Consider the following 14,033-nt stretch of genomic DNA (forward strand, 5'->3'; position numbering starts at 1 on the left):
GGGTATTTAGAAATTCACATTTATATTAAAACCAAAGTTTCTAGCCACTGGCATTGCAAAGAACTCTAAACCCTGAGCGTTACCTGACACTGTGTATGCTGACTCGGGATGGATATTTGGAACATTAGACCAAAGCAAAGCTAAATTCCTACCGACCAATGATATACTAGCAGACTCAAATGGGGTTTTAGCTAAAAGCGTCCTTGGTATTGTATACCCAAATGACAATTCTCTTAACTGAACAAAAGACGCATCATATACAATATTTTCAGTAACCTGCGCATAGCGACTATAATAATTATTCAACCAATAATTATTTGGATCACCAGTCACAGCTGGTATTTCCCACGTTCGGGCTTCACCATTTCTATCTACGCCAGACACTGTCAGACCACCATCACGTCCAACCAAAGTTTCTTTGTGCAATCCATTGGAATAAGCAAAAAAGTTTGTACCCGAAACTAAACTACCTCCGTATCTCATGTCTAGCAAAACCATCAACCTGAAACCCTTATAGGAAAAGTTATTAGCTAGACCCGCAGAAACTGGATGCCTTGCTTCTGCGATTGTCTCCAAACCATCTGTCCAAACAGGTAAGCCATCATCATCATATACTTTCTGCCCGTTGATAGTTTTATGCTTAAATCCAGCAATCATTCCAAGTGGCTGACCTACGATGTGACGAATTCTTTCTCTTCTTAATCGAGATTCATCAAGGTTGATAAATTCTATTGGGTCGCCTTCAGCGTCATTGCCTAAGCTGAGCACCATACTCTGATTATTCGCATAATTGAATGAGAAATCCCACTGGAAATCTTTATTCCTTATGGCTGTGATGTTCAATAATAATTCAACACCACGATTTCTCAACTCTCCTATATTAACAATTGTGGAATTGAAACCAGAGGTTGCAGAGATCCCAGTTGCCAAAATATCATTGGTGGTATTTCTATTATAATAGGCAAAATCTAAACCAATTCGATTATCTAAAAATCTGAAATCACCGCCAATTTCATACTCTGTGGATAAATATGGTTGAAGTGCATTATTCGGAATTGACCCATTATTGATTTGTCCAAGACTACCACCCAAGTGACCAGCGCCCACTAATCCATAATTGAGATTCAAAGCATAAGGCATTGGAGCTCCACCGCCTGTTTGTCCCCAAGAAGCTCTTAATTTTGTAAAAGTGATAGCTTTTGGCATTTCAATTACATCACTCAATACAAAACTTGTTCCTACAGAAGGGTAAAATAATTTACTGTTATCTGGAGCTAAGGTAGAAAATTGATCTTGACGCGCTGTTAGGTTTAGGAACAAGAAGTTTTTGTATCCAAAATTTGCTGAACCAAATATAGAATTGATACCCCATTCAGAGAAGTTGTATCCGACTACCGGTTCAGCGACATTTCGAACACTGTGAAAGAATGGAACGACTAAATCATTCCCTCCACCACTCAATGCCTCACTTGACCTTCTCATTCTATTAGCGCCCACCATAGCATCCACCGAAAAATCTCCAAAATCTTTCTGTCCACCAATAAACAGATCTAAATTATCTTCTCTTAAAGTCAATTTTGTTAAATTATAACTTCCTCTAGGTCTGTAAGCAGTACCCCAAGGTTCGTAGGCATTATCGGTTCTCGCTTGATAGTCTGTACCCGCTCTACCCATGATATATAACCAATCAGTAATATCATATTTTAATGTAACCTGACCAAGAACCCTATCAGTAACGTCTGATCTTGAAAACTGATGTGCTGCCCAATAAGGATTGGTTTGGAAAACGTTTTGCTGATATCTTAATTCAAGTAAATCCTCATTTGCCCCCAACTTATCCCCAGGACCTCTTAAAGCAGAAAATGGTACATTGCCAGGTCTGTTGAAAACTGAGAAATTTGCATTCCCCGGAGAATCTGACAATCTTGGTCTATTTTGAGCATCTTGATTGGAGTATTGACCACTGAAATCTAAGGTCAACTTCTCTCCTAGTTTACTATTAATATTTACATTTAAAACTCTTCTTTTAAATCCAGCATTTGGCATGATATCCTCATTATGCAAGTCTGAATAAGCAAAACGATAGGTTGCCTTTTCATTTCCACCACTAAGCGCTACAGAATTATTGATAGTCATTCCAGTCCTATAGAAATCATTAATCCCCTCTCCTGTATGTGAGTAAGGTCTAGACACCCCATCAAACTGTATAGAAGGAACACCATCATATCTAGGCCCCCAATGTCCTTGACCAATTTCTATCGCCTCATCAGCGGTTAATGGCCTAAGACCATCCCTACCTGGACCAAACTCACGCTGATAGTCTGTTAAATCCCATGCTCTATCAAATGTGATATTACTATTTAAGGAAACTCCAATACCTTTTCTTGCTTTACCTGATTTAGTAGTAATCATGATCACACCATTTGCAGCTCTAGCACCATATAAAGCAGCGGCAGCATTCCCCTTCAAAACTGAGATACTCTCAATATCATCAGGGTTAATAGAAGCCAAACCATCTCCGCCATCATTACCTCCCCACATCCCGGCACTTCCAAGATTACCTGTCTCTATTGGCATTCCGTTAACCACATAGAGTGGCTGATCATTACCGGTTAAAGACGACCCTCCACGAATAACTACACGAGTAGAACCTGCGGCACCAGAAGCCGGAGGAGAAACATTCACTCCTGCAATTTTACCTGTTAGGGCATTACCCAAATTGATGGCTCTAGACTCCGTGAATTTATCACCTCCTACTTGGGTCACTGAATAACCTAATGCCTTTTTGTCTTTCTCCATCCCAAAAGAAGTGACTACTACTTCTGTCAAATCAGCTGTATCATCCTGTAAAGTCAAGTCAAGTTGCGAACGGTTACCAACTAATACTTCTTGGGCTTTAAAACCGATAAATGAAAATACCAGCACTGAGTTATTTGTAACTGGAATTGAGTACTTACCATCCAAATCGGTGGTAGTACCTGAGTTTGATTGCTTATCCAAGACATTGACGCCTGGAATAGGCTCACCTGTAGGATCAACTATCTTACCTGTAAGCACTCTTGTCTGGGCATAAGAATCTAAAACTATTAGTAAACTTAAGACCAGTGAAATCATTAATAGTACTGCTCTGTTCATAGGATTTAATTAAGGTTAATCATATTTATTTTGGGTTAGGAATTCGAACTTACTTCCCTGTTGATCTTTTCATTTTTTTCTAACAATCAAATAAATCAATGCATACTGATTCATTCTTAAAATCTAATTTCACGAAAGTGGAAAAAGAACCATTAAATCATCAATGATTTAGACATACTCATAATTTAATACATGTAAATGTATCGAAAAAAATCATTTACAAAAACTTTTATTAATTTTTTTTTAAGTAAGTATGTAATCTTTTATAAATTATTAATTCATACACTATCTTATAAAAAATATTTTAACCAAATAGACGGTATAAACATTAAATTTTTAATTTTTTAGTATATGAGATGACAACATTGACATAATTCTCCAAAAACAAGAATAAAAGTTAGCTGACATAAAAAAAGCCTGAACTCATTGAGAACAGGCTTGTAACTTTAAATTAATAACTTTACTTGATAAACAACATTTCTCTATACTTTACCAAAGGCCAGAATTCATCATCTACGATTAATTCCAATTTGTCAGCAGCATAACGAATTTTGTCGAAATAAGCTTCTTTCACATCTGTGCAATAACCTTTAGCTCTTACTACGATATCTTCTTCTTTATTCAAATGACGTCTCGCATCAATCATTTCATCGACATTCTGTTTCAGAGATTCTAGATATCCAGTGATTTGATTGATGGTCTCAATTGCTGCTTTATTTTCCAAGCCCAAGTTTTTCAATCCTGTAGCATTTTCGATCAGTTTATTTTGATACTGAATCGCTGTTGGAATCACATGGTTTAAAGCCAAATCACCCATCACTCGGGATTCAATCTGAACTTTCTTAATGTAATTCTCCAACATGATTTCATGACGAGCATGGACCTCTAATTCATTCAACACGCCGTGCTTCTCAAATAAAGCAATTACGTTTTTATCACGATATGCATCTAAGGCGAAAGGAGTACTCTTCAAATTGGATAAGCCTCTTTTTTCTGCCTCTTGTGCCCACTCCTCAGAGTAACCATCCCCTTCGAAACGGATTTTCTTACTATCCTTGATGTATTTTCTTAATACATTGACAATAGCAATCTTCTTTTCTTTTCCGGCAGCCATTTCTTTTTCAATGTCTTTGGCCATTCCCTTAAGCACTTCAGAAACAATAACGTTTAACACAGTCATTGGACCTGCTGAGTTAGCACTGGAACCTACTGCACGGAATTCAAATTTGTTGCCTGTAAAGGCAAAAGGAGAAGTTCTGTTTCTATCAGTATTGTCAAGGATGATTTCAGGGATTTTAGAAATTCCCAATTTCATATACATATTGTCACCCTTTTCAATTTTGACATTTCCGTTTTTCTCCAACTCATCCAAAACAGCGGTAAGGGTAGATCCAAGGAATACTGACATGATTGCCGGAGGCGCCTCATTCGCTCCCAAGCGGAAATCGTTGCTTGCAGAAGCAATACTTGCTCTCAACAAATCCGCATTATCGTAAACCGCTTTTACAGTTGCTACTACAAAAGTCAAGAACTGTAGATTTTCGCGTGCAGAATTACTAGGTTGGAACAAGTTTACACCTGTATCCGTGATCAAAGACCAGTTATTATGCTTACCAGAACCATTAACTCCCGCAAAAGGCTTTTCATGAAACAACACTTTTAAGCTGTGTTTTTCAGCAACCTTTTCCATCAAGTCCATCAACAACTGATTGTGGTCGATAGCTTTATTGATTTCTTCGAAAACTGGAGCAACCTCAAACTGCCCCGGAGCAACTTCATTGTGACGGGTTGATACTGGAATGCCCAATTTATGAGCTTCGATCTCGAAATCCATCATAAAGTCTTTCACACGATTAGGAATAGATCCAAAATAATGATCCTCCAACTGCTGACCTCTAGCCGGATTATGACCAAATACGGTTCTACCAGCCATCACCAAATCAGGTCTTGTGGCAAACAAAGCTCTATCTATAACGAAATACTCCTGCTCAACCCCTAAAGAAGGAATTACTTTACGGACATTTCTATCAAATAATTGGCAGATTTGAACAGCTGCATCATTGACTGCCTCCATGGATTTCAACAATGGAGTTTTGTAATCCAGTGCTTCTCCAGTGTAAGAAACAAAGATGGTTGGAACACAAAGTGTTTTATCAAAAATAAAGATTGGGGAAGAAGGATCCCAAGCTGTATATCCTCTTGCTTCGAAAGTGGATCTAATACCTCCGTTTGGAAAGGAAGATGCATCAGGTTCTTGTTGCACTAAAGCAGAACCTTTGAATTTCTCAATACCTGCGTGTGCATCAAAAAATGCATCATGCTTCTCAGCCGTAGAACCAGTCAATGGTTGGAACCAGTGGGTGTAATGGGTAACACCTTTGGAAAGGGCCCAAACTTTCACCGCAGATGCAATTTCCTCAGCGGTTGCAGGGTCAATTTTCGCTCCTTTATCAATCGCTTCAACTACTTTTTTATACACTGAAGGTGCCAAAGACTCCTTCATTTGCTTTGTTCCAAATACGTGACTTCCATAAAAGTCAGAAATCTTAGTGGACGGTGGGGTCACAGGAATTTTTGGTCTTCCCTGCGCAATTAGTAACGCTCTTTGTCTTAAAGTTGCCATTTTCTACAATATGTGGTTTGATTTTATACCCACAAAATTAAAAAAATATATGTATTCAAAAGCAAAAGACTGATTTTTTAACCCTTTTTCAGAAATTTTTACACTTTTTTCAATAAAACAAGCCCAAATGAGGAGTAAATGGATGAAAAACACATGGTTTTGACAATAAAAATAGAAAATTGAAAAATCTCACTTATTCCTTACCTTTGTGCCTCGTAAATAAGCAATTCCCGTGAAAAAAGTAGCATTCTATACCTTGGGTTGTAAGTTAAACTATTCTGAGACCTCCACGATCAGCAGAATGTTTGAGCAGAAAGGGTATCAAAAGGTAGAATTCGAACAAAATCCTGACATTTTCATCATCAACACCTGTTCGGTGACGGAGAATGCGGATAAGAAGTGTAAAAAAATCGTTAAAGAAGCCAAAAAAATATCTCCAGACTCTTATGTGACGATTATTGGATGCTATGCGCAGCTCAAACCTCAAGAAATAGCAGAAATTGAAGGGGTTGATGCGGTATTGGGGGCTGCTGAAAAATTTAGACTAATCGAGCTCTTGGATGGTTTTGCCAAGGAACAAGAGACCAAAGTACTCGCATCTGAAATACAGGAAGCTAAGTCATTCAATAATGCTTACTCTATGCACGATCGTACCCGAACTTTCCTTAAAGTGCAGGATGGGTGCAATTATGGTTGTGCTTTTTGCACGATCCCTTTGGCGAGAGGTAAAAGCAGAAGTGACAGTATTCAAAACATTTTGACTTCCGCACGAGAGATTGCGCAAACAGATGTCAAAGAGGTTGTACTCACAGGAGTCAATATCGGGGATTTCGGTATTCAGGATGGGAAAAGACAGGAAAAATTCATTGATCTGATTCAAGCACTCGACGAAGTAGAGGGAATTGAGCGTTTTAGAATTTCATCCATAGAACCAAATCTTTTAACCAATGAGTGCATTGAATTTGTCTCCAGATCCAAAAACTTTGTCCCTCACTTCCATATCCCCCTGCAATCAGGTAGCAATACGATTTTGAGAAGAATGGGCAGAAGGTATTTGAGAGAACTCTATGAAGATCGAGTAGCAAAAATCAAAAGCCTAATGCCGCATTGCTGCATTGGAGTGGATGTCATCGTAGGTTTCCCTGGTGAAACAGACGAACTATTTCTGGAGACTTACAACTTTCTAAATGAATTGGACATCTCCTACCTCCACGTGTTTACATATTCCGAGCGAGCCAATACTCGTGCGGTCGAAATGGATGGTATAGTACCTATGAAAAAGCGAAATGAGCGTTCCAAAATGCTCAGGATCCTTTCAGAGAAAAAGCGTAGAAAATTCTATGAGGAAAATCTAGGCAAAACTTATACTGTGCTATTTGAAGAAGATGTAGAAAATGGTCAGATGCACGGATTTACAGAAAATTACATCCGCGTTGCTGCCAAATACGACCCATTACTTATCAATGAACTTAAAACAGTCACTTTGACCAGTATCAACGAACGTGGGAATGTGGAAGTGGTAGAACCTGAAATGGTCTATGAACAGCATACTTGAAAAGGAACTAGTAGCTAGTTCCTTTTCAATACTATTTAAATCTCCCCTTTTTTCATTTCCCTAACAGCATAATCAACTGCTCTCGCAGTAAAGGCCATATACGTTATTGAGGGGTTCTGTGTACCTGTAGATGTCATACATGCCCCATCCGTTACAAAGACATTTTTGCAGGTATGCATCTGATTAAATCCATTAAGCATAGAAGTCTTAGGATCTCTACCCATCCGAACTCCCCCCATTTCGTGAATATCCAGTCCAGGTGCTTGTTTTGTATCTATCGCTCGGATATTCGTACAGCCAGCTACCGATAGCATTTCTGAACCCTGGGTGAAAAAATCCTGTAAAATCTTCTCATCATTGTCATCGTATTCTACCGAGACAACTAACTGAGGTATTCCCCAAGGATCTAACAAATCCTTACTCAAACTCACTTGATTGGAAGCTTTTGGAATAGTTTCTCCCTGCATCATCATATACACATGCCAAGGACCTGGTTCCGAATTGAGTTCTTTAAATTGCTCACCGAAAGGTGCATCCCTTACACCTCCCCAACCACCTCTTCCTGCCGTATAAAAAGTCATGTAGCCACGAAGAAAATCCATTTCTTGTTTGTGGACATTTCGGAAATTGGGTAGCATCACAGCAGTTGGTCTTCGTCCAAAGTAGTACTTATCCTCATACCCTTCAACATCAGCTAGGATATTACCTCTGTAATTATGGAATGCTATATATTTTCCTAATACACCATGGTCATTACCAAGCCCCTGCGGGAATCTATCTGATACACTGTTGAGTAAAATCAAATTTGTATTCAAGCAAGCCGCATTCAAAAATATTACTTTAGCGTAATACTCCTTCATATCCTTAGTCTCAGCGTCTACTACACGCACGCCTGTTACTTTTTCCAATTGATCATCATAAATCAGCGAATGTACAACCGAATCAGGTCTAATAGTGAGGTTTCCTGTAGCCATTGCAGCCGGTAAGGTTGCAGCGTTAGAACTAAAGTACGCTCCATAGGGACAGCCTCGATAGCATTGGTTTCTTGCCATACACTGTCCTCTTCCCGATTTCAAATGATGTTCTTGGGGTTTGGTCAAATGTGCACAGCGACCTATGAGCACATTTCTATCAGCATATTTCTCTACGATTCTATCACGAATATCTTTTTCTACGCAATTCATTGTCCATGGCGGAAGAAACTCCCCGTCAGGTAATGTATCAACTCCATCTTTATTACCACTGATACCTACAAACTTTTCAACATATGAGTACCACGGGGCGATATCATCATATCGGATTGGCCAATCTACTGCAAAACCATCTCTAGCAGGACCTTCAAAATCATATTTACTCCAACGTTGCGTTTGCCGTGCCCAAGTTAGCGATTTCCCTCCTACTTGATAGCCACGGATCCAATCAAATGGTTTTTCTTGTTGATAAGGATGCTCTTGGTCCCGCACAAAAAAATGTTGGGTATCTTCTGCATAGGCATAACATCTATTGACAATGGGGTTTTTGAGTTTTTCAGTCAGTGGTATCCTATTCCTATGGGACATTTCCCATGGATTGGCAAGACTTGTGGGATAGTCAGTCTTATGCTGGACCATTCTACCACGTTCTAGCACCAAAGTTTTCAAACCTTTTTCACATAACTCCTTAGCCGCCCAACCACCGCTGATACCAGACCCCACAACGATTGCATCATAGGTATTTGTAGTCATTTTACTCGTATCTAAGTGACTCAATAGGATCCAATCTACTAGCTTTTCTTGCTGGGAAATAACCAGAAGCCAATCCTACAAAAATACAGATCAAGAAAGCTACGATAATCCAAGTCCAAGGAATCAAAAAACCTCCCGGACCAATAGCATTAGCAACCACATTCCCTATTCCTATCCCTAAAATCACTCCAAGGATTCCTCCCAAAATACAGATAACAATCGCTTCAATCAAAAATTGTTGACGAATTCTAAGTGGTGTTGCTCCAAGAGCTTTGCGGATACCTATCTCCCTGGTACGCTCAGTTACAGAGACCATCATGATATTCATCAAACCTATGGCAGCCCCCAAGAGTGTAATAAAACCAATCCCAAAACCGCCGATTCTCAGATAACCTGCTACTTCTTCCAAGGTCTCACCTACTGATCTGCTCTTAGCTATCTCAAAGGAATCCTCCTCTCCTACTCTATCTTGCCTCACTTTTCGCATCAATCCCGTAGCCTGACCCATTTCATAATCTAACCGCAGGGGATCTGAACCACTCACAGTCAACGTATACCTAAAAGTTCCTCGCTGATCCAAACGTGCTCCGTTTTCTATCGGGATAAATACAGCACGATCGGCCCCAGGACCTCCTCCTACACTCCCCTGTTTTTCGAGCACACCAATGATTGTGTAACGATTGCCAAATAATGTAATAGATTGATTTAATATATCCTCTTTCTTGTCAAACAACGTTTCAACAACATCCTGACCAATCACACAAACATTGTTTCCATACTGCAATTCTGTAGCACTAAAATTTCTTCCTTTATCAATCTTTAAAGCCTTTATTTTAAAGTATAAATCATCGACAGCCGTCACTCTTACATTGGGATTGGTTTTTTTGGACCCTCTTTTCACTTCAGCAGCACCAGACAAAGTTGTAAAAATGGTGGAAGGAGCTGTATTATTATATTCATGTTGAAATGCTTTAAATTCACGGAATTTGACCAAAGGAAATGATTTTTGAACTTTGCCATCCTGAACAGAAGATCCCCCAGAGAACCCCTTGGATCGAATATCAAAGTTACTGGCACCTAAGCCTGAAAAACTATCTTCGATTTGGGCCTTGATGCCGTCGATAGCCGTAAGCATCCCTACCAAAGCGGTGATACCGATAGCAATGATGGTTCCAGTCAGGATTGTTCTAAGCAAGTTTGACTTGACAGACCTGAGTGCCTCCTTAATATTTTCGACCAAATTCATAGAATGTTCGGGTTTGAACAGAATTAAAAATTTTTTCCAATACAGACCTTAATATTAAGGAATAAAGATGAAACTATGCGTAGATTTTATCCAAAATGAACAAATCAGTCTATCAATGCATGCGATCACCTCGAATCTCTAGATTTCTGATAACTTCAGCTTCAAAGTCCAGCCATTCCTGCCATCGGGAATTGACTTTAGCTGTATCGTAAATCTCACGAGCTAATTCTATAAAATTCACATAATGGCCAGCTTCGGAAATCATCAATTCATAATAAAACTTCTTCAGTTCCTCGTCTTGGATATACTGATGTAGCAACTTAAAACGCTCACAGCTTCTTGCTTCAATTAGGGCATTCATCAATAGGTACTCAGTCAATTGCTGCTGCCGGCTGCCTCCTTTTTTTACAAACTGAGAAAGCTGTACTACATAGTCATCTTTTCTCGGTTTACCCAAGTCCATTCCCCGCTTTTTCAGATGCTCTAACACACGCTCAAAATGCCCCCATTCCTCTGCCACCACAGGAGTCAACACATCTACCAACTCCGGAAAATCAAAAAAATTCACAATCAGGGAAATACAGGAGGATGCTGCCTTTTGCTCACAATAGGCATGGTCCACCAGTATATCCTCAATATTCATCTCCGCAATATTTACCCAGCGAGGATCTGTAGGCAGCTTGAGATGCAACATTTTTTGTCTTGTACTTTCTTCCCAACTCATGATCTAATCAAATAAAGGCCAACTAATCCCAATATCAAACACCCTTCGAAGACCTGTATAATACGGTGTTACGAAATATCCCGGCTGCTGCAGTGTATTAATATTTAAATGATTGAATCGAAACAAAATTCGTGTACGGTTGATTCGAGCATTGATAAAGAAGTCTACAATTGGATACGCAAACACATTAAACTCATCCTGCAAGAAAAACTGCTGCATTGCCGGATTGTAATTATCCGCAAAAAAATCATCCCTAAATCGCCCATCTATTCCTATTTGCACATACAGATTATCATTAAACATAGGGGATTCGTAGTACACCCTAGAATTGATAAACCAAGATGGAATACGGAAATTATTTGCTCCCTCACCTTCTAATAAGGTGTAGTACACTTCAGATTCCCAGAAGAGTTTTTTTCGGAGGTTAACCGAAGACCGGACACCTGGAATTACCATGAACACCTCTGCATTGGATTGGGTAGCTTGCTGTTCTTGGTTAAAAAAGACGTAATTATTTATTCTATTCAATGTCAGGTTGGGCCGAATTGAAAAATAGCGACCATCTATCTTTAGCATCCCTTGAATCTGATCTAAGCCTGTATTGGCAAAGCGGTTACTCCAGCGATGATGATTCCCTCGAGCTAACTGCTGAAAAGACGTAGGTCGGTAAAGTGCTTTGGTGTATGAAGCCTCTAACCAAGGAGACACAAATAAGCCTTTGATTCTAAAAGCATCGGGAAACAAATACTCCCCCTCCGCCTCAAATCTCCATTGCTCAGAAATATCCCCTCTCAAAGCGCCACCTACCGACACTTCTGTAAATCCGTTATCAGCTACGAAAAACGGGCTCCTCATTCTTCCGGTACGGTATTTCAAAAAGGCATTGTAATAAATCGGACCCAAATCACCTTTGAACCCAACTTCATTCCTCCACTCTAAAAACTGATTGTTATTAAAGGTACTGTCTAAATTATTGAAGCGCTCAGGATTGAAGCGATTAAAAAAGGCTGAATCTGGCGAATTCAAATTTGTTCTAAAGGTAACCTCCTGATTTCTCCGATCGATCACATGATATAACTGCCAGCCTTTGACCAGTTCATACTCATGATAAAGATGTATATCCTGCCTCAAATCAGATGCACGGGAATTGCGCAACCAAACTTTTGCATCCTCATAGGCAAACAATAAGGAGTTTTCATCAATCGTAGGAGAAATAATCCCCCCTTGCTCATTGACATTGTGAAGCATTCGGGAAAAACTCGCCAACAACAAGTACCTATCATTCTCAGACTTGTAAGAAGTATGCAACGAATACGCATTTTGCTCTGCCAAGTTATCATCTCTTCGATTAGGGTTCAATGTTTTTCGAGCACGAATGGTATGGAAGTTGAACCCCACATTCCAGCGAGGATTGACATTTCTGGCAAATACGATATCTAACAAATTCCTATTCCCTCCACCGTAGAAAGCATTCATTGATGTGTAGGGCGATTTCGTATCGTAATACTTCATGCTATCCGTAGAGTTATAATACAGATCGTACGCATGAAATCCACTGGTAGTCCCGATCATTACCGGTGCCTGATAAAACAAAGGCTTGGCCGCACTCCCAACATTCCCTAAGTCCTGAAACTTCCAACCACTTTTGGCATTGGGTTCGTAATAATGAAAATTATCCAACAAGGTATCCACCTCGTATTTTTTCATCCGATTGCGTTTGATGTCTTTTTCCAAAAAGTATAGGGTTGTTTTTGGACCATAAACCATTTTGGTAGAGTCATCGATCAATTTCTTTCGACCTGTTTGGTCTCCTCGCTCTTGATCAGGATCTCCTTGTAACTCTCTGTTTTGGCCTTGATTGGGCGGAAAGCCCTGGTTTTGTCCGGGAAGCGGGCGCTGTGCCTGTGCAATCGACACAAGCATGATACAGCTCAGTAATAAAAATACGTACTTAATTTGCTTCTCCATCCGTTAATTTATCCTCCAAAAGCATGAACAGGCGCTCCTGCAGCAATTGCTGATCGGACGCGTCGAAAGTTGGCATCATTGGCAAGGCAAAAATCGGAATTTCTTCCAAAAATTCACTAAATGCCTGCACATTAAGTTTGGTTACATCCTTTTCTGTAGTCAAAAGGACCCAATCAGGGTTTTTCTTCCACTTTTCAGCAAGCATTCGTAAGTCTGATATGGAGTACTTATGATGATCTCCAAACGTCACAACTTCCTCTAAGGTATACCGTTCCTCCACTTCTTTTTTCAATACCGTATCATCCGCAATTCCTGACACCAACAGCACCTTTCCTGTCCATGATTGAGCAGCCCTTGAAACCGGATAAGGTTCACCGTATTGCAGACTGCTAAACAACACAGGTGTATCTTGATTGTTTGTATACTTACAGATTTCATCCCGAAAGCGAGCTTTTTCAACCATAGACAGATTACTTGGACATTTGGTTACTACCACCACGTCTGCTCGTTGAGCTCCTTGTCTATTTTCACGTAATGTACCCAAAGGAATCACATGGTCTTCAAAAAACGGCTGTTGATAGGTCGTCAGTAGCACGTATGCATCTGCTTTTACATAGCGATGTTGGAAAGCATCATCCAAGAGAATGATATCCGTCTCAGGCCGCAAAGCGATCAACTCAGGAATCGCCATGACCCGCTGCTCTCCTACTGCCACGCTAACACTTTTACCAAACTTGGAGTAAATCTGAAATGGTTCGTCTCCGATTTGCTGGGCACTAGATGACTCACCGGCAAGAATAAACCCTCTCGTTTGCCTCCCATACCCCCTACTCAGCACAGCTAACCGATAGTTTCCCTGAAGCAATCGGATTAGAAACTCGATCATAGGCGTTTTACCCGTACCTCCCCAACTCAAGTTTCCTACTGCGATACTGGGAACAGCAAAGGAAATCATCTTCTTTTTCCCTGTATCAAAACGATGATTCCTATAGGCCGTAGCCTTATCATACAGCTTGGATAAAAGATAGAGCAAGGGATTATATGTGGGCATTAGGGAA

Annotated in this window: 8 protein-coding genes; 1 reads left to right on the top strand and 7 read right to left on the bottom strand. The window is 39.9% G+C overall.

Annotated elements, in window-relative coordinates; all coding sequences use genetic code 11:
* Nucleotides 1-6 precede the first annotated feature (6 nt).
* Together IE080_RS05410 and IE080_RS05415 are read right to left on the bottom strand one after the other, a co-directional pair.
* The gene (locus IE080_RS05410; protein WP_189579441.1) at nt 7-3,135 is read right to left on the bottom strand and encodes a SusC/RagA family TonB-linked outer membrane protein; all 3,129 of its coding nucleotides are present in this window, start codon (nt 3,133-3,135) and stop codon (nt 7-9) included.
* Nucleotides 3,136-3,595: 460 nt separating this feature from the next.
* The gene (locus IE080_RS05415; RefSeq protein ID WP_189579442.1) at nt 3,596-5,758 is read right to left on the bottom strand and encodes a glutamine synthetase III family protein; all 2,163 of its coding nucleotides are present in this window, start codon (nt 5,756-5,758) and stop codon (nt 3,596-3,598) included.
* 232 nt (nt 5,759-5,990) lie between these two features.
* On the opposite strand from IE080_RS05415, the gene mtaB reads away from it, so the two are divergent.
* Complete coding sequence (gene mtaB / locus IE080_RS05420; protein WP_189579443.1) at nt 5,991-7,313, top strand: tRNA (N(6)-L-threonylcarbamoyladenosine(37)-C(2))-methylthiotransferase MtaB; 1,323 nt, start codon at nt 5,991-5,993, stop codon at nt 7,311-7,313.
* Between the two features lie 35 nt (nt 7,314-7,348).
* Here mtaB and IE080_RS05425 read toward each other — a convergent pair whose 3' ends face one another.
* From IE080_RS05425 to lpxK, 5 genes are all read right to left on the bottom strand, one after another.
* Complete coding sequence (locus tag IE080_RS05425) at nt 7,349-9,037, bottom strand: GMC oxidoreductase (RefSeq protein WP_189579444.1); 1,689 nt, start codon at nt 9,035-9,037, stop codon at nt 7,349-7,351.
* Between the two features lies 1 nt (nt 9,038).
* Complete coding sequence (locus tag IE080_RS05430; RefSeq protein WP_189579445.1) at nt 9,039-10,283, bottom strand: ABC transporter permease; 1,245 nt, start codon at nt 10,281-10,283, stop codon at nt 9,039-9,041.
* A 112-nt stretch (nt 10,284-10,395) separates the two neighbouring features.
* Nucleotides 10,396-11,007 carry a MiaE family protein gene (locus IE080_RS05435; RefSeq protein ID WP_189579446.1) on the bottom strand — a complete coding sequence of 204 codons (612 nt, stop codon included), beginning with the start codon at nt 11,005-11,007 and terminating at the stop codon, nt 10,396-10,398.
* A 3-nt stretch (nt 11,008-11,010) separates the two neighbouring features.
* Complete coding sequence (locus tag IE080_RS05440) at nt 11,011-12,975, bottom strand: putative porin (RefSeq protein ID WP_189579447.1); 1,965 nt, start codon at nt 12,973-12,975, stop codon at nt 11,011-11,013.
* Nucleotides 12,959-14,026, bottom strand: a complete 1,068-nt coding sequence (gene lpxK, locus IE080_RS05445; protein ID WP_189579448.1) for a tetraacyldisaccharide 4'-kinase — start codon at nt 14,024-14,026, stop codon at nt 12,959-12,961. The genes IE080_RS05440 and lpxK overlap by 17 nt, the downstream gene beginning before the upstream one ends.
* Nucleotides 14,027-14,033 lie beyond the last annotated feature (7 nt).

This window comes from Mongoliitalea lutea (assembly GCF_014652135.1).
Classification (GTDB): domain Bacteria; phylum Bacteroidota; class Bacteroidia; order Cytophagales; family Cyclobacteriaceae; genus Mongoliitalea; species Mongoliitalea lutea.